The sequence below is a fragment of the Pleomorphomonas sp. JP5 genome, assembly GCF_023721815.1.
Taxonomy (GTDB): domain Bacteria; phylum Pseudomonadota; class Alphaproteobacteria; order Rhizobiales; family Pleomorphomonadaceae; genus Pleomorphomonas.
Genome location: NZ_JAMDLI010000008.1, coordinates 1 through 19,444, shown reverse-complemented (window position 1 = coordinate 19,444; position 19,444 = coordinate 1). Strand labels below are relative to the sequence as shown.

The 19,444-nt window shown below is 62.1% G+C and carries 13 protein-coding genes; 12 read left to right on the top strand and 1 reads right to left on the bottom strand.

Translation table 11 applies throughout. The features are described 5' to 3' along the window. The first annotated feature begins 119 nt into the window (after nucleotides 1-119). The 5 genes from M4J40_RS11410 (at nucleotide 120) to M4J40_RS11390 (ending at nucleotide 6,248) form a co-directional block, all read left to right on the top strand. A complete protein-coding gene (locus M4J40_RS11410) occupies nucleotides 120-1,664 on the top strand; it encodes an ABC transporter ATP-binding protein (protein ID WP_251754289.1) in 1,545 nt (514 codons plus the stop codon). Next, a complete protein-coding gene (locus M4J40_RS11405) occupies nucleotides 1,664-2,752 on the top strand; it encodes an ABC transporter permease (RefSeq protein WP_251755586.1) in 1,089 nt (362 codons plus the stop codon). Before M4J40_RS11410 ends, M4J40_RS11405 begins: the two co-directional genes overlap by 1 nt. Then, nucleotides 2,745-3,659, top strand: a complete 915-nt coding sequence (locus tag M4J40_RS11400; RefSeq protein WP_251754288.1) for an ABC transporter permease — start codon at nucleotides 2,745-2,747, stop codon at nucleotides 3,657-3,659. The genes M4J40_RS11405 and M4J40_RS11400 overlap by 8 nt, the downstream gene beginning before the upstream one ends. Before the next feature lie 101 nt (nucleotides 3,660-3,760). Further along, nucleotides 3,761-4,831 carry a BMP family ABC transporter substrate-binding protein gene (locus tag M4J40_RS11395; RefSeq protein WP_251754287.1) on the top strand — a complete coding sequence of 357 codons (1,071 nt, stop codon included), beginning with the start codon at nucleotides 3,761-3,763 and terminating at the stop codon, nucleotides 4,829-4,831. A 223-nt stretch (nucleotides 4,832-5,054) separates the two neighbouring features. Next, nucleotides 5,055-6,248 (top strand): urate hydroxylase PuuD, encoded by a 1,194-nt coding sequence (locus M4J40_RS11390; RefSeq protein ID WP_251754286.1) that lies wholly within the window; start codon nucleotides 5,055-5,057, stop codon nucleotides 6,246-6,248. Between the two features lie 30 nt (nucleotides 6,249-6,278). Here M4J40_RS11390 and M4J40_RS11385 read toward each other — a convergent pair whose 3' ends face one another. Beyond that, nucleotides 6,279-7,178: an AraC family transcriptional regulator gene (locus M4J40_RS11385; protein ID WP_251754285.1), complete on the bottom strand. Its 900-nt coding sequence runs from the start codon at nucleotides 7,176-7,178 to the stop codon at nucleotides 6,279-6,281. A 199-nt stretch (nucleotides 7,179-7,377) separates the two neighbouring features. Between M4J40_RS11385 and M4J40_RS11380 the strand changes: the two genes are divergently transcribed. The 7 genes from M4J40_RS11380 (at nucleotide 7,378) to M4J40_RS11350 (ending at nucleotide 19,270) form a co-directional block, all read left to right on the top strand. Beyond that, complete coding sequence (locus M4J40_RS11380; RefSeq protein WP_251754284.1) at nucleotides 7,378-8,838, top strand: alpha-glucosidase/alpha-galactosidase; 1,461 nt, start codon at nucleotides 7,378-7,380, stop codon at nucleotides 8,836-8,838. 230 nt (nucleotides 8,839-9,068) lie between these two features. Next, on the top strand, nucleotides 9,069-11,135 hold the full coding sequence (locus M4J40_RS11375; RefSeq protein WP_405030747.1) for an ABC transporter substrate-binding protein: 2,067 nt from the start codon (nucleotides 9,069-9,071) through the stop codon (nucleotides 11,133-11,135). 318 nt (nucleotides 11,136-11,453) lie between these two features. Then, nucleotides 11,454-12,464 carry an ABC transporter permease gene (locus M4J40_RS11370; protein ID WP_251754282.1) on the top strand — a complete coding sequence of 337 codons (1,011 nt, stop codon included), beginning with the start codon at nucleotides 11,454-11,456 and terminating at the stop codon, nucleotides 12,462-12,464. Continuing rightward, nucleotides 12,464-13,591: an ABC transporter permease gene (locus M4J40_RS11365; protein ID WP_251754281.1), complete on the top strand. Its 1,128-nt coding sequence runs from the start codon at nucleotides 12,464-12,466 to the stop codon at nucleotides 13,589-13,591. The genes M4J40_RS11370 and M4J40_RS11365 overlap by 1 nt, the downstream gene beginning before the upstream one ends. Before the next feature lie 11 nt (nucleotides 13,592-13,602). Continuing rightward, nucleotides 13,603-15,267, top strand: a complete 1,665-nt coding sequence (locus M4J40_RS11360) for an ABC transporter ATP-binding protein (protein ID WP_251754280.1) — start codon at nucleotides 13,603-13,605, stop codon at nucleotides 15,265-15,267. Between the two features lie 181 nt (nucleotides 15,268-15,448). Beyond that, nucleotides 15,449-16,804, top strand: a complete 1,356-nt coding sequence (locus M4J40_RS11355) for an alpha-glucosidase/alpha-galactosidase (protein WP_251754279.1) — start codon at nucleotides 15,449-15,451, stop codon at nucleotides 16,802-16,804. 393 nt (nucleotides 16,805-17,197) lie between these two features. Continuing rightward, complete coding sequence (locus tag M4J40_RS11350) at nucleotides 17,198-19,270, top strand: elongation factor G (RefSeq protein ID WP_251754278.1); 2,073 nt, start codon at nucleotides 17,198-17,200, stop codon at nucleotides 19,268-19,270. The last annotated feature ends 174 nt before the right edge of the window (nucleotides 19,271-19,444 follow it).

The following is a 19,444-nucleotide window of genomic DNA, read 5'->3' as shown; positions in this document are numbered from 1 at the left end:
CTTTTGGCGCGTCCAATGGGCGAAATCGTGCTTGTATGTTGCACAGAAAATAGACAAAGCGCGGTGAAACGGGGACGACGGCTCTGATGGGCGAAGGGACTGGGGACAGCACCGGAGAAATGCTCCGCCGGGTGGGGGGCGATACGCCGCTTCTCGAGGTTCGTCACGTTACCAAACGTTTCGGCAACTTTACCGCCAACGACGGCGTATGCCTGAAGATCATGCCCGGCGAGATCCATGCGCTGCTCGGCGAGAACGGCGCGGGCAAATCGACCCTGGTCAAGATCATCTACGGTTCGCTGCAGCCAAGCAGCGGCGGGATTTTCTGGAAGGGGCGGCCGGTGACGGTGGGCTCGCCAGCCGAGGCGCGTGCGCTCGGTGTCGGCATGGTGTTCCAGCACTTCTCGCTGTTCGATGCCATGACGGTGGCAGAGAATATCGCCCTGGCGCTTCCCAACTGTCGGGCAACTGGCGAACTTGCCGAAACCATCGCCCGAGTTTCCTCAAATTATGGTCTGCCTCTCGATCCGGATGCCCACATCGCCGATCTGTCGGTGGGCGAAAGACAACGCGTCGAGATTGTTCGTTGCCTGCTGCAGAACCCCGAACTGATCATCATGGACGAGCCGACATCGGTGTTGACGCCGCAGGAGGCCGACCAGCTGTTTGTCACCCTCAGGCGCCTCGCTGCCGAAGGTTGCGCCATTCTCTACATCTCTCACCGTCTGGAAGAGGTGAGGGCGCTTTGTCATCATGCCACCATCATGCGTCGTGCGAAGGTGGTGGCCGAGGCCGATCCGGCCAAGGAAACGGTGAACACGCTTGCCCAGCTGATGGTCGGCAACGAGATCACCCGCGTCACCCGCGAGAAGGGAAAGCTTGGCCCTGAGGCCATTCTTCTCAAGGGCTTGACGCAGGTCTCGCAGGATGCCTTCGGCGTGTCCTTGCAGGACATAAACCTGTCCGTTCGCGCCGGCGAGATCGTTGCCATCGCCGGTATCGCCGGCAACGGTCAGAAGGAACTGTTCGACGCGCTGTCCGGCGAGGAACCGCTCGAGAAGGAAGACATGGTCATTTTCGCCGGCGAGGCGGCCGGGCTGATGGACATCAACGAACGGCGGCTGCTTGGTGCGGCTTTCGTGCCCGAGGAGCGCCTCGGCCATGGCGCCGTACCGGCGTTGAAGCTGTCCGAAAATGTCGTGCTGACCCGGCATGGCACCGGTGAAGGCATTGCGCGGCGCGGCTTCACCCGCTTCGGCAAGGCTGGCCGTATCGTCGAGACCGTGACCAGCCTGTTTGACGTCCGAAAGGGCGTACTGGACCCCGAGGCTCGCTCTCTGTCGGGTGGTAACCTTCAGAAGTTCGTTGTTGGGCGTGAGGTCGAGCGTACGCCAAAGATCCTGATCGTCGCCCAACCTACCTGGGGTGTCGATGCCGGCGCGGCGGCGGTGATCCGGCAGTCGCTGATCGATCTGTCCCGCAAGGGAGCCGCAATCCTGGTCATCTCGCAGGATCTCGACGAAATCTTCGAGATTGCGGATCGTATCGCGGTGATCTCGCGTGGCTATCTGTCCAGGGCGGAAGACGCCGATACTCTGACGACGGAAAAGGTTGGCCTGCTGATGGCTGGCGGCGCCGAGAAAAAGGGAGCGGCGGCGGCATGATGCGCCTCGAACTGGTCAAGCGGAGCGAGAAAAGCCGTCTGATGAGCGTGCTGTCGCCGGTCGTCGCGGTGGCTCTGACGGTGGTGTTCGCAGGCATCGTTTTTGCCGCGCAGGGGCATAACCCGCTCACCGGCATCTGGTATTTCTTCCTGGAGCCGATCACCTCGCTCTGGGGCGTCGAGCAGCTGATCACCAAGGCCACGCCGCTGGTCATCATCGCCCTTGGCCTTTCCGTCTGTTACCTCTCCAACAACTGGAACATCGGCGCCGAGGGGCAGCTCACCATCGGCGCCATTGTCGGGTCGATCCCGCCGATCCTGTTTCCGGACTTCGTCAACCCGGTGGTTCTGCCGCTGATGCTGTTGATGGCAATGGCCGGTGGCGCGCTGTATGCGCTGATTCCGGCCAAGCTCAAGACCGTCTTCGGCACCAACGAGATCCTGACCAGCCTGATGCTGGTTTACTGCTCCAACCTGTTCCTCGACTGGATGGTCCGTGGCCCCTGGCGCAGCCCGCAGGGCTACAACTTCCCGATCACCATCGATTTCCACGAGTGGGCGGTGCTGAACGCCGTCGACGTCGGAGGCATCTATCTCAATCTCTCCGCACCGATCGCGTTGCTCCTTGTCATCGTCCTGGCGGTGGTCATGCGCTCGACGCTGAAGGGGTTCGAGATTCGCGTTCTTGGCCAGAGCCCGCGCGCCGGCTCCTTTGCCGGATTTTCGACCCGCCGCATGACTGCCTTCGCCTTCGCCCTGTCGGGCGCGCTGGCTGGGCTCGCCGGCATGATGGTGGTGATGAGCGAGATCGGCAAGTTGCAGCCGGTGATTTCGCCGGGCTACGGTTTCACGGCGATCATCGTCGCCTTTCTCGGTCGCCTCAATCCGATCGGCATCCTGATCGCCGGCCTCGTCATCGCTTCGTCCTACCTGGGCGGCGAAGCCATCCAGACATCCCTTCAGATGTCCTCCAAGCTCGCCACCGTCATTCAAGGCGTACTGCTGTTCTTCGTGCTGGCTGCCGACACCCTGATCCTCTACAAGGTGCGCTTGGTTACCGGCCGCGAGGGGGAGAGCGCTCATGCTTGAGGCCATCATCCTCACCATCATCACGGCGGCGACACCGCTTCTGCTGGCTGCCACCGGCGAGCTGGTCGTTGAGAAGTCCGGCGTCCTGAACCTCGGCGTCGAGGGGATGATGGTGATGGGCGCCGTCGCGGGCTTTGCCGTCACGATTTCTACCGGCAGTCCCTTGCTCGGCATCGTCGGTGGCGCCGTCGCTGGCATGCTCGTGTCGCTGATCTTCGCCTTCGTGACGTTGACGCTGGTTGCCAATCAGGTGGCGTCCGGCCTTGCATTGACGTTGTTCGGCCTTGGCCTATCCGGTCTGATGGGCGAGAGCTTTGTCGGCCAGCCCGGCCTCAAGCTCCAGAGCCTCGATGTTCCCGGCCTGACCGATCTGCCGTTCGTCGGCAAGATCCTGTTTGGGCAAGATATCCTCGTCTATCTGTCCTTCGCGGCCGTGTTCGGCGTTTCCTGGTTTCTCAACCGGACGCGCGCCGGCCTGATCCTGCGCGCTGTCGGTGACAACCACACCTCGGCGCATGCCCTCGGCTATTCGGTGGTTGGCGTGCGGTATCTCGCGGTGGCCTTCGGCGGAGCCATGGCCGGTCTGGGTGGCGCTTATCTGTCGGTCGCCTATACTCCGCTCTGGGTGGAGAACATGACCGCCGGTCGCGGCTGGATCGCATTGGCGCTGGTGGTGTTCGCGTCGTGGATACCGTGGCGGGCCGCCGTCGGGGCCTACCTGTTCGGTGCGGTGACCGTGTTGCAGTTCCATGCCCAGGCGTTTGGCGTCGGGTTCCCGTCGCAGTTTCTGGCGATGTTGCCTTACCTTGCCACGGTGGTCGTGTTGGTCGCCATCTCCGGCAATCGGCGGGCAACGCTTTTCAACACGCCCAGCAGCCTGGGCAAGTCTTTCGTACCCGACCGCTGAGGCGGGAGGGGTTTGCGACAAGCGTCGGCGATACGGTCGGCCGGCGCCTCATTCAAGACCGTGACAGACCGTGGGAAAACCCACACCAGGGGAGAATGAACATGAAGAAACTCGCGCTTCTTGCCGGTACGGCCCTGGCGCTCGCCATCGGCGCCGTCTCCGGTGCCGCGGCCGCCGACAAGCTGAAGGCCTGCTGGGTCTACACCGGCCCGATCGGTGACTTCGGTTACTCCTATCAGCACGACCAGGGTCGTCTCGCCGTGGAGAAGGAACTCGGCGACAAGGTCGAGACCGCCTATGTTGAGAACGTCGCCGAGGGCCCGGACGCCGAGCGCGTCTTCGAGCGCTTCGCCCGCGAAGGCTGCGGCATCGTCTTCGGCACGTCGTTCGGCTTCATGGATCCCGAACTGAAGGTGGCCAAGAAGTTCCCGGACGTGAAGTTCGAGCACGCAACCGGCTACAAGAGCGCCCCCAACATGGGCCTCTACAACGCCCGCTTCTATGAAGGCCGCTACATCCTCGGCCAGATCGCTGCCAAGGAATCGAAGAAAGGCCTCGCCGGCTACATCGTCTCCTTCCCGATTCCGGAAGTTGTGATGGGCATCAATGCCTTCATGCTGGGTGCGCAGTCGATCAATCCCGACTTCAAGATCAAGATCGTCTGGGTGAACTCTTGGTTCGATCCGGGCAAGGAAGCCGATGCCGCCAAGGCGCTGTTCGACCAGGGCGCGGACATCATCGTCCAGCACACCGATTCGACGGCCGCCATTCAGGTTGCCGAGGAGCGTGGCCTCAAGGGCTTCGGCCAGTCGTCCGACATGATCAAGTTTGCGCCCAAGGCGCAGATGACCGCCATCGTCGATGACTGGGGCCCGCACTACATCAAGTCGGTCAAGGCCGTTCTCGACGGCACCTGGAAGGCCGAAGACGTGTGGGAAGGCATCAAGGACGGCACTGTCCACATGGCCGACTACACCAACATGTCCGACGAGACCAAGAAGCTCGCCGAGGAGACCGAGGCCAAGATCGTTGGCGGCTGGAATCCCTTCACCGGTCCGATCTTCGATCAGGACGGCAAGGAGCGCTATGCCGACGGCGTCGTCGCTCCCGATGGCGATCTGCTGGGCATGAACTGGTACGTCAAGGGCGTCGACGACAAGCTGCCGCAGTAAGCTTCGGCTGTTCGCGTTCTCGCTAAACTCGCACGGGGCCGCCTTCGGGCGGCCTCTCTGCTTTGGAATGAGCCGTCAACATGCCGGAAATATTGGCATTTCGCTCTGTCTGCCGACTTGCGTAAGTCGGCTCTCGGGAGCTAAATTACGGCTAAATGCGTATGGATGCGCCATGCCTACACGCTAGGCCGGGCGACGTCCGCAACGAGGTTCCGAGCCCTACATGCTGAGCTTCGCCATCGAGTGGCTGCACATTCTCGTCCGCTGGTTCCATCTCGTGGTTGGTATCGGATGGATCGGCACCAGTTTCTTCTTCATTGCCCTCGATCTCAGTCTTCGCAAACGGGCGAAGATGAACCCTGGTGTCTACGGCACGGCTTGGCTCGTGCATGGCGGCGGCTTCTACAACGTCGAGAAATACGCGGTGGCGCCCGAAGAGCTGCCGGAGGATCTCGTCTGGTACCGTTGGGAGGCCTACCTCACCTTCGTCTCCGGTTTCCTTCTTCTGACGACGGTCTACTACTTCAACGCCCGGGCCTATCTGATCGATCCATCGGTCGCCGATCTCGCGCCGTGGCAGGCCATCACCATCTCGGTACTGTCGCTCCTCGTCGGCTGGCTGGCCTATGATGGCCTCTTGAAACACACGACCGACGATCATCCCGGTCTTGTCGTCTTCTGCGTCTTCCTGATGATCGTCGGCTTCGCGGCGCTTTTCAGCAACGTCTTCTCGGGGCGCGGCGCCTTCATCCACGTTGGCGCGCTGGTCGGCACCATCATGGCCGCCAACGTGTTCCGGGTGATCATACCCAACCAGAAGAAGATCGCAGCCGCCCTGATGGCCGGCGAGCCACCGGACCCAGCTCTTGGATTGCAGGGACGGCAGCGCTCGATCCACAACAACTATCTGACGCTGCCGGTGCTTCTGATGATGGTGTCCAACCATTATCCGCTGCTCACCGGCCATCCGCACGGCTGGTTGTTGGTGGCGTTGATTCTCGTCATCGGCGGCATGGTTCGCCACCTTCTCAACCGCCATGAAGCGGGCGACTCTTTCCGGAAATACTGGTGGGCGCTTCCGGGGGCAGCGGCCGGTCTTCTTCTCGCAATCATCGCCACCGCGCCCGTGCCGCGCTTGGAGACGACCGCCGATTCGGCGCCGGTCACCGACCTCGACGTGCTTCGGATCACCGCGACGCATTGCGTGATGTGTCATTCGGCCAAGCCGACCCACGAAGGCTTCACCGAGCCGCCGAAGGGGCTCGTCTTCACCGACATCGATCACATTCGCCGCTATGCGCCACTCATCAAGATGCAGGCGGTCGATTCGGATGTTATGCCGCTCGGCAACGAAACCGGCATCACGCGCGAGGAGCGCGAGGCGTTGGGCGCCTGGATCGCCGCCAACGGCGGCTGATGGCGAGGCGCCAGTTCTGCGCCCACAATACTATCTGTCCGTGCCGATCGTCTGCGTGGCGTACATTCCGGTGGTGCGGAACTCGGTCGGACTTGCTCCGAAAAAGCGGCGGAACACCTTCGAGAAGTAATTGGGGTCGGGGAAGCCGGTCAGCGTCGCCACTTCCTTCACCGATATTTCCGTGTTGACTGCGAGCAACTTGGCGGCACGGCGCATCCGCTCGGCCAGGACATACTCCGATGGCGGTCGTCCTTCGGTGGCGGTGAAGACCCGGCTGAAATGGGCCCGGCTGAGGCCGGCCACGCCGGCCAGTTCATCGACCGACAAGTCGCTTTGCAGGTTGTTGAGGATGTGCCGGATCACGGGCGCCATCGGACTTGCTTGGGTGGCGTCCGAATAGGTACCTGCGAAGACGTCATCATAAAGCGCCATGGCGGCGCGGTAAGCCAGGGCCGATGCGGCCCCTGGCGTCTCCCCTTCGCCCTCCATCATCCTGAGAGAGCAGTCGGCCAGCGTTTCGACGGTTCGCGGCTTCAGGCGAAGTACCGGACCGGTGACCGCCATTACCGACCTATGCAGCCTCAGCGCCTCCTCGCCGTTCATGGAAATCCAGAAGAACTCCCAGCGTCCACCGTCCTCGAGCCAATAGCGATGATTGTGCGGCACCAGCACCAGAAGCGCCTCGCCCTCGCTGATGCGATAGTGCTTGTCCTCGTAGCGCAAATTTCCATGCCCGGAAATAGTATGCTGGAGGACCGTGAACGGGGTCTGTCCGCGTTTGCGTCCATCCCAAGAATATTCCTTTGAAGTTTGAATATCATAACCGGTGCTGGTGGGCATCGTATGGAGCAGGTTGCGCCCTCGCGGCAACGACATGGTTGTCATTCCCGGTCCATTTTGTCGCAGTTTGTCGAGCACAGAATTACCCATCGAAGCACAATCCTCGTCTGGCCTTGGTGGCCATATTACGTCTTAATGCAGCCAACAAGAAGAACGGAACGGACGGAGCCAGGGACTTCCCCCAGGACAAGATGTCAGGCGCAAAGCGACAGTGTCGGTTGCGCAACGTCTTTGTATTGCCTGGAAGTATCCTTGCCTCGGTCGACTTAGGCGAGTGAACGAGGACAGCATGGCAGCCTTCAAAGTTGCGATTATCGGCGCGGGAAGCGTCGGCTTCACCAAGAAGCTCTTTACCGACATTCTTTGCGTACCCGAATTTGCCGATGTCGAGTTCGCGCTGACCGACATTTCCGAGCACAATCTGACGATGATCGCGACGATCCTGAGAAAGATCGTCGAAGTCAACAAGCTCCCGGCCAAGGTTACCGCGACCACCGATCGCCGCAAGGCCCTCGAGGGCGCGCGCTATGTGATTTCCTGCGTCCGCGTCGGTGGTCTCGACGCCTACCAGGATGATATTCGCATTCCGCTCAAATATGGCGTCGACCAGTGCGTTGGCGACACGATATGCGCCGGCGGTATCCTTTACGGGCAGCGCAATATCCCGGTGATCCTCGATTTCTGCAAGGACATCCGCGAGGTTGCCGAGCCCGGCGCCAAGTTCATGAACTACGCCAACCCCATGGCCATGAACACCTGGGCTGCCATCGAGTATGGCAAGGTCGACACCATCGGCCTGTGCCATGGCGTTCAGCACGGTGGCGAGCAGATCGCCGACATCTTCGGCGTCGGCCATGACGAGGTGGATTACGTCTGCTCGGGCATCAATCACCAGACCTGGTACGTCGACGTCCGCGTCCGCGGCCGCAAGGTGACCAAGGACGAGATCGTCGCCGCCTTCGAGGCGCACCCGGTCTACTCCAAGCAGGAGAAGGTCCGCATCGACGTGCTGAAGCGCTTCGGCGTCTATTCGACGGAGAGCAACGGCCATCTGTCTGAGTACCTGCCCTGGTATCGCAAGCGGCCCGGCGAGATCATGAACTGGATCGACATGTCCGACTGGATTCATGGCGAGACGGGTGGCTACCTGCGTTTCACCACCGAGCAGCGCAACTGGTTCGAGACGGAGTTCCCCGAGTTCCTGAAGGAAGCCGAGGAGAAGATCGACCCGGCGCGGCGCTCGAGCGAGCACGCCAGCCATATTATCGAGGCGCTGGAAACGGGCAGGGTCTATCGCGGTCACTTCAATCAGAAGAACCGTGGCGTCATTACCAATCTGCCGGAAGATTGCATCATCGAATCGCCCGGCTTCGTCGACCGCTTCGGCATCAACATGGTGGCCGGCATCACATTGCCCGAGGCTTGCGCGGCCACCTGCCTGTCGTCGGTCAACGTGCAGCGCATGTCGGTCCACGCTGCGGTGACGGGCGACGTCGAACTTTTGAAGCTCGCCATGCTGCACGATCCGCTCGTCGGGGCGATCTGCACGCCCGAGGAAGTCTGGGCGATGGTCGACGAAATGCTGGTCGCCCAGGCGCCTTGGTTGCCGCAGTATGCCCACGCCATCGACGCGGCCAAGGAGAGGGTCGCCAAGTCGACCGTCAAGACGCGCGACTGGCAGGGTGCGGCCCGTCGGGAGGCGCGCGGCATCGACGAGATCCGTGAGGAGAAGGCGCGCACCAAGGTCTGACGAGGCCGCGTTGCTCATGAGTTTTCCGGCGTGGACTGTCGTCCTCGCCGGAGGCGGTAGGCACTACGGACTGCCGCAATGGGGAAGCCGACTGGTCAGTTGAGGAAACCGGTCGACTTGGGAAGAGGCGCGGGGGGATGCGTTCCGACGCTGCCCATCGCATTGGTCGTTCGCCGGCTCATGGCCGGTGGTCGGTTTACGAGGGAGGACATGACGGAATGACTTATCGGATGAAATTGACGTCGGCTCTGATGCTCGGCGCGTCGTTCTTTGCGACGGCCGCTTTTGCGTCTGAGCTGACCGCCGTGCCGGAGGCCCCGGTGTTCCAGGGGCAGGGCAAGGTCAACTATGTCGCACGCAGCGATCTTTACGAGTACAAGGCGCTGCCGTCCTATAGCGAACCCGAGTACATCACCAAGAACTTCGTCGACAAGGGGCGCCTGCCCCCGGTCAAAGACCGTCTGCCCAAGGAGCCGCTCGTCTTCAAGACCGGCAACATGCCCGACGGCATCGGCGTTTATGGCGATGCGCTCCGCCACGTCATCGGCGGTCGCCCCGAGGGCTGGAACTATCAGGCCGGACAGGTGCAGGGCTGGGGCGGCATCGACATCGGCATGTACGAATGTCTGACGCGCACCGCGCAGCTGTTCGAGATCAAAGCCGATGACATGGAGCCGCTTCCGAACCTCGCCAAGAGCTGGGAGTGGTCCGAAGATGGTCACAAGCTGACCATGCACCTCATCGAGGGCGCCAAGTGGTCGGATGGCGAGCCCTTCACCTCCGAAGACGTCATGTTCTACTGGGAAGACAACGTTCTCGATCCGAACGTTTCGCCGACCAACGGCGCCACGGCCGAGACTTTCGGCGCGGGCACGACGCTGAAGGCGATCGACGACTACACCATCGAGTGGACGTTCAAGGACGCCTTCCCCAAGCAGTATCTCTACAACATGGCTTACGGCACTTTCTGCCCCGGGCCCGCCCATATGCTGAAGCCGCAGCATCCCAAGTACTCCAAGAATACCTACGAGCAGTACAAGAACGCCTTCCCGCCGGATTTCCTGAACTGGCCGGTGATGGGCGCCTGGTCGCCGGTTCTCTACCGTCCTGACGACATCATCGTCCTGCGCCGTAACCCCTACTACTGGAAGGTCGACGAGGAAGGCCATCAGCTGCCGTATCTCGACGAAGTCCACTTCAAGCTGTCGACCTGGGCGGATCGTGACGTGCAGGCCGTGGCCGGCTCGGGTGATATTTCGAACCTGGAGCAGCCCGAGAACTTCGTTGAGTCGCTCAAGCGCGCCGCTCAGCCCACAGCGCCGGCCCGCCTCGAGTTCGGCCCGCGTCTCATCGGCTACAACCTCTACATGAACTTCTCGGCCAACGGCTGGGGTGGTCCGGATGAGCGTGGCCAGGCGGTGCGCGAGTTGAACCGCAATGACCACTTCCGCAAGGCCGTGACCATGGGTCTCGACCGGCAGAAGCTCGGCGAGGCGCTGGTGAAGGGGCCGTTCACGGCCATCTACCCGGGCGGCATTTCCTCCGGTTCGAGCTTCTATGACCGCGAGAGCACCTTCTACTATCCCTTCGATCTCGATGGGGCCAAGAAGGAACTCGAAGCGGCCGGCCTCAAGGACACCGACGGCAACGGCGTCGTGAACTACACGGACGGCCCGATGAAGGGCAAGGACGTCGAGATCACGCTGCTGGTCAGCGCCGACTACTCCACCGACAAGAACCTCGCCGAAGGCGTGATCGGTCAGATGGAGAAGCTCGGTCTGCGCGTCGTCCTCAATGCCCTCGATGGCAAGCAGCGCGACAACGCCAACTACGGCGGCAAGTTCGACTGGACGATCAACCGGCATGGTCCGGAGCTGACGGCCGTCGTGCAGAACACCGAGCAGCTCGCGGCCGTCGGCCCGAAGACCTCGTGGTTCCATCGTGCCCCGGAGAGCGGTGAGCTGGATCTGATGCCCTTCGAGCAGCAGCTCGTCGACATCGTCAAGAAGTTCATCGCCACTCAGGACGTCGCCGAACGCGCCGAGTTGATGAAGGAGTACAACAAGGTCGCAACCAGCAACGTGAACAGCGTTGGTCTGACCGAGTACCCCGGTGCTCTGATCATCAACAAGCGCTTTGCCAATGTTCCTCCGGGAACCCCGATCTTCATGTTCAACTGGGCTGAAGACACGGTTCTCCGCGAACGCCTCTACGTCCCCGCCGACAAGCAGGGCGACTACGAGCTGGCCACCGACTCTCTGCCCGGCAAGCCGGGTGAGAAGGGCCCCGTCGAGTAATCTTCCCACTCGAAAGGCCCGGGCACTCGCCGACCAGATGAACATCTGGTCGGCAACTTAAGAGTGCTTCCGAGTCCCTGGCTGAGCAGCCGCTTGTCGATCGGATCCAGTCCGATCGGCGGATGCTGCAGCGTCCCGGCGGTGCCCCCCGCCGCCGGGACACTTCTTCCGAGACCTCCGCAGAATTGTCCGGGAGTCCGAGGGAGCCTAAGATCTTCAGCCATCAGTGGCCGCTGGCCGATGGCGATCCAAGCCAGCCCGTTTCGCAAGAGATGGGTCCTTCAAAATCCATGACAAGAGTCAGGAAGTCTCAGACCCATGTTCCGCTTCTTGCTCATCCGCATCGCCTCGGCGATCCCGGTTCTCTTCATCCTGAGCGTCGTCACGTTCGCCATCATTCAGGCCCCGCCGGGCGACTACAGCGATTTCATTCGCTCGCAGCTGATCAACCAGGGCGGCGCTTCCTTCGAGCAAGCCGATGCGCAGGCGAAAGCCTATGCCCATGAGCACGGGCTCGATAAGCCGATCCCTGTCCAGTACGTCAACTGGATCGCCGGCATGGTGACCAAAGGCGATTTCGGCCGCAGCTTCTTCTACAACCGCCCGGTTGCCGACGTGGTGGCCGAGCGTCTGCCCAGAACGCTTCTACTGGCGCTGACATGCCACTTGTTGGCTTCCGTCATAGGCATATCCTTCGGAATCATAGCAGCGACCAAGCAGTATTCATGGATAGACAGCCTGCTGTCTTTCATATCCTTCCTGGGTATGACGGTTCCACGATTTCTCATGGCGCTGGTGATCGTCTATATTCTTGTGTTCCACTTCAATGTCAGTGAGATCAACAGCTTCTTCTCGCCAAAATATGGCGGTGCGCCCTGGTCATGGGGCAAGTTCGTCAATCTCGTACAGCATGTCTGGCCTGTGGTTGCCATCGCTACCTTCGGCGGCCTTGCCTACAACATGCGTGTGATGCGCGGTAATCTGCTCGACACTCTCAACGCCCAGTATGTCGAAACGGCGCGGGCCAAGGGGCTTTCGGAAGGTGTCGTGATCCTGCGGCACGCGGTGCCCAATGCGCTGCATCCTCTCGTCATGTATCAGGGTGTCGTGCTGCCCTACATGCTGACTGGCGAAATCGAAACCGCCATCATCTTTGCCCTTCCAACCGTTGGCCCGGCCATTGTCGGATCGATGGCCGTCGGCGACGTCTACGTCACAGCCACTTTCATGCTCGTACTCTCCGCCACGCTGATCGTTGGCAACATCATCGCCGACATCCTGCTTGCTCTTCTCGATCCCCGTATCCGCCTTGGTGGAGGAGCCAACTGATGCTAGTTCCTGGCGAATCCACCCTGAACGACGCCGGCGAAATCGTCGAGACGCACGGCAGCGAGAGCTATGTCTCCCTGGTCTGGCGGCGCCTCAAGCGCTCGTGGACTGGCATGGCCGGACTGGTGATGGTCATCCTCCTGGTGTTCATCGCCTTGTTTGCCGACTTTCTGTCGCCGGTCGATCCGAAGTTGACCGATGTCGGCTACTCGCAACCCGAGACCGTTTCCTTCGCCGACAAGGACGGGAACTGGAGCTTTTCTCCGCGCATCTACCCGATGGTGGAGGGGGAGGAGCTCGACCCGATCACCTATCAACCCCTGATCGGGCCGGACTACGACAATCCCCGCTACCTCGGCTTCTTCGTCAAGGGCGCGCCCTACAAGCTGCTCTGGGTGATTCCGGCGGAGCGGCACCTGTTTGGCGCCATCGACGGCAAGCCGGTGCATTTCCTCGGCACCGACAAGTTTGGGCGCGATGTCTTGTCGCGCGCCCTCTACGGCTCGCGTATCTCGCTGATGATCGCGCTCACCGTGGTGTCGATCGTCACTGTCGTTGGCACGACGGTCGGCATGGTCTCCGGTTATTTCGGCGGTCGGTTCGACATTTGGATGCAGCGTTTCGTCGAGTTGGTGCTGGCCTTCCCGCAGTTGCCTCTCTATCTCGCACTCACCTCGTTGATCCCGGTGACGGCGCCGACGTCGGTATTCCTCGCATTCGTCATCTTCGTGATGTCGGCGCTAGGATGGGCGCAGTTGTCGCGAGAGGTGCGAGGAAAAACCTTGGCTCTCGCCCGCATCGACTACGTCCGTGCGGCGATGGCCATCGGCGCTCGCGACCGGCGCATCATCTTCCAGCACATCTTCCCCAACGTCATGAGCCACGTCATCGTCGCCGTGACGCTGGCCATCCCCAACGTGGTGTTGCTCGAAAGCTTCCTCGGCTTCCTCGGCTTTGCCGTGAAGCCGCCACTGATCTCCTGGGGACTGATGCTGCAGGATACCTCCAACTACTCGGCTATCGGCTCCTATCCTTGGATTCTGTCGCCCGTGGCCTTCGTCTTCGCGACCGTCTTCGCCTTCAATGCGCTCGGCGATGGTCTGCGTGACGCGATCGACCCCTATTGAGGAAGCCGAACATGGACAGAGACGAAAACCTCGCTCCGGACGTGCGGCTCGATCATGAAAGCCGCACAGGGGAACCGATTATCGATTGCCGGAATGTCGCCGTCCGCTTCAAGGTCGAGGACGGCGAAGTGGAGGCGGTACGCGGTGTGTCGATGCAGCTCTATCGCGGCGAGACCATCGCCGTGGTGGGCGAAAGCGGCTCCGGCAAGTCCGTTACCGCTCGAACCATCATGGGACTGCTGTCGAAACGCGCGCGTGTCGCCCCCGACGCCAGCATCCTCTTCAACGGCGACGACGTGCTCAAGTGGTCGTCGCAGCGCCGCCGTGTGCTGCGCGGCAATCGCATCTCGATGATATTCCAGGAGCCGCTATCCTCTCTGAACCCGGTCTACTCGATCGGCACCCAGATCGTGGAGGCGATCCGTATCCATCAGAAGCTGTCGAAGGCCAAGGCGCGCGAGAAGGCGATCGAACTCTTGCGGGAAGTGCACATTCCAGAGCCGGAATCGCGCATCAACCAATATCCGCACCAGCTGTCGGGTGGGCAGCGCCAGCGCGTGATGATCGCCATGGCGCTCGCCAACAATCCCGACGTGCTGATCGCCGACGAGCCGACGACGGCCCTCGACGTGACGGTCCAGGCACAGATCCTTCAGCTGATCCGCGATCTGCAACAGCGGCATGGCATGGCGGTGATCCTGATCACCCACGATCTCACCGTAGTCCGCAAGTTCTCCGACTACGTCTACGTGATGCAGAAGGGGGAGGTGAAGGAACACAACACCACCGAGGCGCTGTTCGGCAATCCTCGGCATCCCTACACCCGCCACCTGCTCGGGTCTGAGCCACGTGGCCACGCCAATCCGTTGCCGGCTGAGTCGCCGGTGATGCTCGCGGGCAAGGATGTTCGCGTTGCCTTCATGCTCAAGAAGGGCGGTTTCTTCAACGCCGAGTTTCACGAGCTGGTCGCCGTCGATAATCTCAGCCTGACGCTGCGCCGCCACGAGACGTTGGGCATCGTCGGCGAGAGTGGCTCCGGCAAGACCACGTTTGGCCAGGCCCTGATCCGCCTGTCCGATCCCGATGGTGGTGAGATTTACTTTGACGGCAAGCCTATCCACGGCAAGAGCCGGGAAGAACTGAGACCGCTCAGGTCGCGCATGCAGGTGGTGTTTCAGGATCCGTTTTCCTCGCTCAACCCTCGCATGTCGGTCTGCCAGATCATCGAGGAAGGGCTGGTCGTCAACGGTATCGGCGCCAACCGGGCGGAACGTCTCGATCGGGTTCGCGACGCGCTCACGGCGGCCGGGCTGCCGACCAACATCCTGTCGCGCTTTCCGCACGAGTTCTCCGGCGGTCAGAGGCAGCGCATCGCCATCGCCCGCGCCATCGCGCTTGAGCCGGAGTTCATCCTGCTCGACGAGCCGACGTCGGCGCTCGACCTGTCCGTGCAGGCTCAGATCATCGATCTCCTGCGCAAGCTGCAGGACGAGCGGGGGCTCAGCTATCTCTTCATTTCCCACGACCTCAAGGTTGTCCGGGCGCTCTGCCATCGCGTCATCGTCATGCAGCATGGGCAGATCGTCGAGGAGGGACCGGTCGAGGAAGTCCTGTTCAAACCCAAAACCGCCTACACCGAAAAGCTGGTGAAGGCGGCCTTCGAAGTGGCCGCTTAGGCGGCGGTAATCCGGGGCACGCCATGCGCTCCCAGGGAGGCATCGCGGTCCCCGACAAGGGCTCCGAACGTCGAGAGTGACGGCTCGGGGCCCCGAAACGGAAAACATCAAACCAGTCCCCTATGGCGGACCGGCAGCGCCGGTTCGTGCGGGAAATCTGTTTGCCTGGAGGAAAGCGAAGATGGCGGCCAATCCCAAGATCACCTTCATCGGTGCCGGTTCGACGGTGTTCATGAAGAACATCCTCGGCGACGTGCTGCACCGGCCGGCACTCAAGGGCGCGACCATCGCCTTGATGGACGTCAACGAGAAGCGTCTTGCAGAAAGCGAAATGGTCGTCGGCCGTCTCGTCAGGCTGCTCGATGCCCCGGCGAAGATCGAGACCTATACCGACCGCCGCAAGGCGCTCGAAGGCGCCGACTTCGTCGTGGTCGCCTTCCAGATCGGCGGCTACAAGCCGGCCACGGTCACCGATTTCGACGTGCCCAAGAAGTACGGTCTGCGCCAGACCATCGCCGACACGCTGGGCGTTGGCGGCATCATGCGCGGCGTCCGCACGGTCCCGCACCTCTGGGCTATCTGCGCCGACATGATGGAGGTCTGCCCGAGCGCGGTGTTGCTCCAGTATGTCAATCCCATGGCGATCAACACCTGGGCTATTTCGGCCAAGTACCCGAAAATTCGCCAGGTTGGTCTCTGCCACTCTGTGCAGGGTACCGCCGAGGAGCTGGCCCGTGACCTGGAGATTCCGATCTCGGAGATTCGTTATCGGGCGGCCGGCATCAACCACATGGCCTTCTACCTGAAGTTCGAGCATCGCCAGGCCGACGGCAGCTACCGTAACCTCTATCCCGACTTGGTCCGGGGCTACCGCGAAGGCCGCTATCCCAAGCCGTCGAGCTGGAACCCGCGTTGTCCCAACAAGGTGCGCTACGAGATGCTGACGCGGCTCGGTTACTTTGTCACCGAGAGCTCCGAGCACTTTGCCGAGTATACGCCGTGGTTCATCAAGGAAGGCCGCGACGACCTCATCGAGAAGTTCGGCATTCCGCTCGACGAGTATCCCAAGCGTTGCGTCGAGCAGATCGCCCGCTGGGAGAAGGATCTTGAGGCGTTGAAGGCTTCCGACACCGTCGAGGTAAAGGAGAGCCACGAGTATGCCTCTCAGATCATCAACTCAGTCTGGACGGGTGAACCGTCAGTGATCTACGGCAATGTCCGCAACAATGGCTGCATCACGTCGCTGCCGGACTATTGCGCGGCCGAGGTCCCCTGTCTCGTCGACGCCTCCGGCATTCAGCCGACCTACGTCGGCGATCTGCCGCCGCAGCTCACCGCGCTGATACGCACCAACGTCAACGTCCAGGAGCTGACGGTGGCAGCACTGATGACCGAGAATCGCGAGCACCTCTACCACGCGGCGATGATGGATCCGCACACGGCCGCCGAGCTCGACCTCGACCAGATCTGGTCGCTGGTCGACGATCTCTGCCGCGCCCATGGCGACATGCTGCCTGAGTGGGCTCGTCTCGGCTGAGAACCGCCCGACAGCCGGGAGCGGAGACCATCCGCTCCCGATCTCCCGGCTCTCGCTTCCGTTCCTCCCGAGGCGAGCGCCGGCTCCAGTGACGCGGGATGTCGGCCTCGTGGGGACGACATCCCGCGTCTGATTCCTGCCTGCCATCTTTTCTCCGGATGTTTTCCCACAGGGCAACTTGCCCGCCCGGCAACGCGTTCATCCCTTAGTCGGGTTCCGCGCCAGCTGCCGCTTGCCCGTATTGCCAAGCCTTGAAAACAGGCACATTCTTGCCTTGTCGGCCATCGGAGGAGGGGTGTCCGACCCAAGAGTGAACGCTCCGCAGTCCCGGGAAACGGGGGCTGCGGAATTGGACAGGCGAGAACATAACGGAAACGTATCTGGAGGTCAGCCATGTCAGAGCATACCGGAACAACCACCGACGGCAGAGCAGCCGGCCCCCGTTGCGTTGCCATCGTGGGGCCTCACGGCAGCGGCAAAACAACGCTTCTCGAGGCGATCCTCGAGCGGACGGGGGCAATTCCGAAAGCTGGCAACGTGGCAGCGGGCAGTAGCGTTGGCGACCGCTCCAAGGAGGCTCGTGCCCACGGCATGGGCATAGACCTCAACGCTGCGGACGCCGAGTTCCTGGGCGACCGCTACACCTTCCTGGATTGCCCGGGCTTTGTCGAGTTCGCCTTCGAGATGCAGCCCGTGTTGGCCGTCGCCGATGTGGCGGTGGTGGTTTGCGAGGCGGACGAGAAGAAGATCCCAGCCCTGCAACTTGTACTTCGGCGCCTGGAAGCGGCGGGCGTTCCCCACGTGCTGTTCGTCAACAAGATCGACAAGGCCGATGCCACGTTGCGCGATACCCTGAAGCTCATGCAGTCGGCGTCGACGACGCCGCTGGTATTGCGTCAGATTCCGATCTGGAAGGACGGGGCGGCCGTAGGCACCATCGAGTTGGCCCTCGAACGGGCGCTGGTCTACCGCGAACACGCCGAAAGCCAGGAAGTTCCCATTCCCTCCGATCATCAGGCCGACGAGTTGACCGCCCGCTACGAGATGCTGGAGCGCCTTGCCGACTATGATGACGAGCTGATGGAGGAACTGCTGTCCGACGTCGCTCCCGATCGAAGCCAGATCTTCCAGGATTTGCGCAAGGAAATGCGGTCCGGGCAGATCACGCCGGTGTTCGTGGGTTCGGCGGAGCGGGGGAATGGCATCACCCGCCTTCTCAAGGCGCTGCGTCATGACGCGGCCGGCATCGACGAAACGCGAGCGCGGCTGGGGCTTTCCGACGCCACCGAGACCATCGTGCAAGTGGCCAAGACCGTGCAGACTTCGCATGCCGGCAAGCTCTCCATCGTGCGGGTGCTCTCGGGCAAACTCACCGACGGCTTGGCGCTGACGGCCGCCGATGGCACGGTTGGTCGCGTGTCCGGCCTTTATGCGCTCGGTACGGGAGCGCCGAGCAAGATGCCGGAGGCAGTCGCGGGTTCTGTGGTCGGTATTGGCAAGGTCGATCCAGCCGAGACGGGCTTGACGTTGTCGTCCGGCAAGGCGCCGCCACAGGAGCTCGCGCCGCTCATTCCGCCGCCGCCGGTCATCTCCATGGTGGTGGCCTCGAAGGAAGCCAAGGATGACGTCAAGTTGTCGACGGCGCTGGGGCGTCTCGCGGAAGAGGACCCGTCGCTTGTAGTCGTGCAGGACGCCGACACGGCGGAGACACGGATCGAGGGGCAGGGAGAAATGCACCTGCGCGTTCAGCTCGAACGTTTGCAGAACCGGTTCGGCGTCGCCGTGGTGACGCGAGATCCCGTCATTCCCTACCGGGAGACCATCAAGTCGTCGATCACCGTGCGCGGCCGCCACAAGAAGCAATCGGGCGGTCACGGTCAGTTCGGCGATTGCGTCTTGACCATCGAGCCGCTGGGGCGCGGCGAGGGCTTCGCTTTCGCTGAAGTGGTCACCGGTGGCGCCGTGCCGAAGAACTACTTCCCGGCGATCGAAGAAGGCGTCGTCGAAAGCCTGAAGCGGGGCGCCCTCGGCTTTCCGCTGGTGGACGTCAAGGTGACGCTGTCCGATGGTTCGTTCCACCCGGTCGACAGTTCCGACATGGCCTTCAAGACGGCGGCCGGCATCGGCATGCGCGAAGGACTACCGCAGTGCTCGCCGGTGCTGCTGGAGCCAATCCTGAAAGTGAAGTTCTACGGGCCGAGCGAGTTTACCGCTCGCATCAACCAGATCGTCACCGGACGGCGTGGTCAGCTTCTCGGCTTCGACGGTCGTGACGGCTGGCAAGGCTGGGATGTGACCGAAGCATTGATCCCGCAGGCCGAGATGGGCATGCTGATCGTCGAGCTACGATCGGCGACGGCCGGCGTCGGTACCTTCGAGGCGGAGTTCGACCATCTTCAGGAGCTCTCCGGACCGGTGGCGCAGAAGGTGGTCGACAAGCGCAAGGGCGAACTTGCGGCGGCTTGAGCCGGTCCTGAGGTCTGACACGAAACGGGGGCGCCAAGGCGCCCCCGAGTTCTGTGATCACCCAGATTCGCAAAACGCCCTAGGCTGAATCGACATTCAGCGCATCCATAGCATGGCTGCGGCGAGATGGATGAAGCTCAAGAAGTTGCTGACACGTCTGTCGTATCGGGTTGC

Excerpts from the sequence above, each read along its gene's own strand:
- M4J40_RS11350 (WP_251754278.1), top strand. The coding sequence starts at position 17,198 with ATGTCAGAGCATACCGGAACAACCACCGACGGCAGAGCAGCCGGCCCC.
- M4J40_RS11355 (WP_251754279.1), top strand. The coding sequence starts at position 15,449 with ATGGCGGCCAATCCCAAGATCACCTTCATCGGTGCCGGTTCGACGGTG.
- M4J40_RS11385 (WP_251754285.1), bottom strand. The coding sequence starts at position 7,178 with ATGGGTAATTCTGTGCTCGACAAACTGCGACAAAATGGACCGGGAATG.
- M4J40_RS11395 (WP_251754287.1), top strand. The coding sequence starts at position 3,761 with ATGAAGAAACTCGCGCTTCTTGCCGGTACGGCCCTGGCGCTCGCCATC.
- M4J40_RS11375 (WP_405030747.1), top strand. The coding sequence starts at position 9,069 with ATGAAATTGACGTCGGCTCTGATGCTCGGCGCGTCGTTCTTTGCGACG.
- M4J40_RS11400 (WP_251754288.1), top strand. The coding sequence starts at position 2,745 with ATGCTTGAGGCCATCATCCTCACCATCATCACGGCGGCGACACCGCTT.
- M4J40_RS11380 (WP_251754284.1), top strand. The coding sequence starts at position 7,378 with ATGGCAGCCTTCAAAGTTGCGATTATCGGCGCGGGAAGCGTCGGCTTC.
- M4J40_RS11360 (WP_251754280.1), top strand. The coding sequence starts at position 13,603 with ATGGACAGAGACGAAAACCTCGCTCCGGACGTGCGGCTCGATCATGAA.
- M4J40_RS11390 (WP_251754286.1), top strand. The coding sequence starts at position 5,055 with ATGCTGAGCTTCGCCATCGAGTGGCTGCACATTCTCGTCCGCTGGTTC.
- M4J40_RS11410 (WP_251754289.1), top strand. The coding sequence starts at position 120 with ATGCTCCGCCGGGTGGGGGGCGATACGCCGCTTCTCGAGGTTCGTCAC.
- M4J40_RS11365 (WP_251754281.1), top strand. The coding sequence starts at position 12,464 with ATGCTAGTTCCTGGCGAATCCACCCTGAACGACGCCGGCGAAATCGTC.
- M4J40_RS11405 (WP_251755586.1), top strand. The coding sequence starts at position 1,664 with ATGCGCCTCGAACTGGTCAAGCGGAGCGAGAAAAGCCGTCTGATGAGC.
- M4J40_RS11370 (WP_251754282.1), top strand. The coding sequence starts at position 11,454 with ATGTTCCGCTTCTTGCTCATCCGCATCGCCTCGGCGATCCCGGTTCTC.